General features: G+C 73.6%; 2 protein-coding genes and 1 pseudogene. All 3 read right to left on the reverse strand.

Annotated features, from left to right (window positions below):
* Positions 1-136: 136 nt before the first annotated feature.
* Positions 137-784, reverse strand: a complete 648-nt coding sequence (locus tag EIO58_RS18170; RefSeq protein ID WP_127820582.1) for a DUF4245 family protein — start codon at positions 782-784, stop codon at positions 137-139.
* Complete coding sequence (locus tag EIO58_RS18175) at positions 784-1,026, reverse strand: exodeoxyribonuclease VII small subunit (protein WP_127820583.1); 243 nt, start codon at positions 1,024-1,026, stop codon at positions 784-786. The genes EIO58_RS18170 and EIO58_RS18175 overlap by 1 nt, the downstream gene beginning before the upstream one ends.
* A gap of 10 nt (positions 1,027-1,036) precedes the next feature.
* A pseudogene (locus tag EIO58_RS18180) lies at positions 1,037-1,222 on the reverse strand (hypothetical protein); the annotation flags it as partial.

Below are 1,222 nucleotides of genomic sequence, written 5' to 3' on the forward strand. Positions count from 1 at the left end.
CCGCCGGCGAGCTCGTGGCGCCGGTCGACGTCCTGGCGGGGGTGGTGCGGTTCGCCGGTGACGAAGCGCGCGTTGCCCCGCTGCATCTCGTGCCACGCCTTGGCGGGCGCCGGCTCGGGGCGCGTCGTCGGATCGGTCACTCGGCCTCCTCGCGCAGGGCGGTCACGTCGTCGGCGACCGAGGCGGCGACCTCCTCGAAAGCGTCGCTCGAAGCGGCGCCGTAGATCAGGATCGTGTCGGCGCCTGCCGTCGTCGCGAGCGCCCCAGAGATGTTCGCCGTGCGAGCGGGATCGAGCTCGTAGCGGTCCCACTCGACGCCGTCGACCGTGACGGTGCCCTCGGGCGCGGCTCCCGACAGCACGCGCGCCGGCCAGGCCTCGTCGGCGTCGAATCCCTGCGCGACGCGGAGGAACCCCCGCTCGTTCTCGTCGTCGGGTGCGTAGACGATGGTCCACGTCTGCACCGAGCCGTCGCTCTCGATGCGGGCGCTGTTGACGACCCACTCGTCGGACATCGCCGGGGCGATCGCGAGGCGTCCTTCGGCGTCGCCGATGCGTTCGGCCACCGCCGCGACGTCGACGGGCTCGCGGTCGGGCGGCGTGCCGCGAGGGACGGCGAAGATGATCACGACCACGACGGCGAGCGTCACCAAGAGCGCGGCGATGAGGTTGCGCGCGTTCTGACTCGAGCGGTAGACGCGGGACGACTCGGCCTTGCGCGCGGCCGTCTCGTCGGGCGTCTCGGGACGGCCGAGCTCGGCGACGACGCGGGGACCCCGTGCCATCACGCCTCCGTGGTCCCGCCGGGCACGGCCGACTCACGGGCCGCCTCGAGGCGGCGCTTGGCGCCGAGGAGCCACTCCTCGCACCGCGCGGCGAGCGCCTCACCGCGCTCCCAGAGTGCGAGCGAGTGCTCGAGCGTCGGCGCGCCCTGCTCCAGTTCGGCGACGACGCGTACGAGCTCGTCGCGCGCCTGCTCGAACGAGAGAGTCGCGACGTCGGTGGCGGCGCCGCTGGTCTCGGTCATAGGCATGATTCTAGTTCGCCTTCTCGGCCTGCCCGGCCGGGGCCTGGTTCGCCTCTCCGGCCGACCCGGCCTCGGCGACCTCGCCTTCCGAACGTGCGGCGAACGAACCGCGCCCGACGGTGACCACGACGGGGGTGGATGCCGGAGCCTGCGCCGCATCCCGCACGATGACGCCGTCCTCGAGGTGCGCGATGGC

Source organism: Microbacterium sp. CPCC 204701 (assembly GCF_004010105.1).
Lineage (GTDB): Bacteria > Actinomycetota > Actinomycetes > Actinomycetales > Microbacteriaceae > Microbacterium.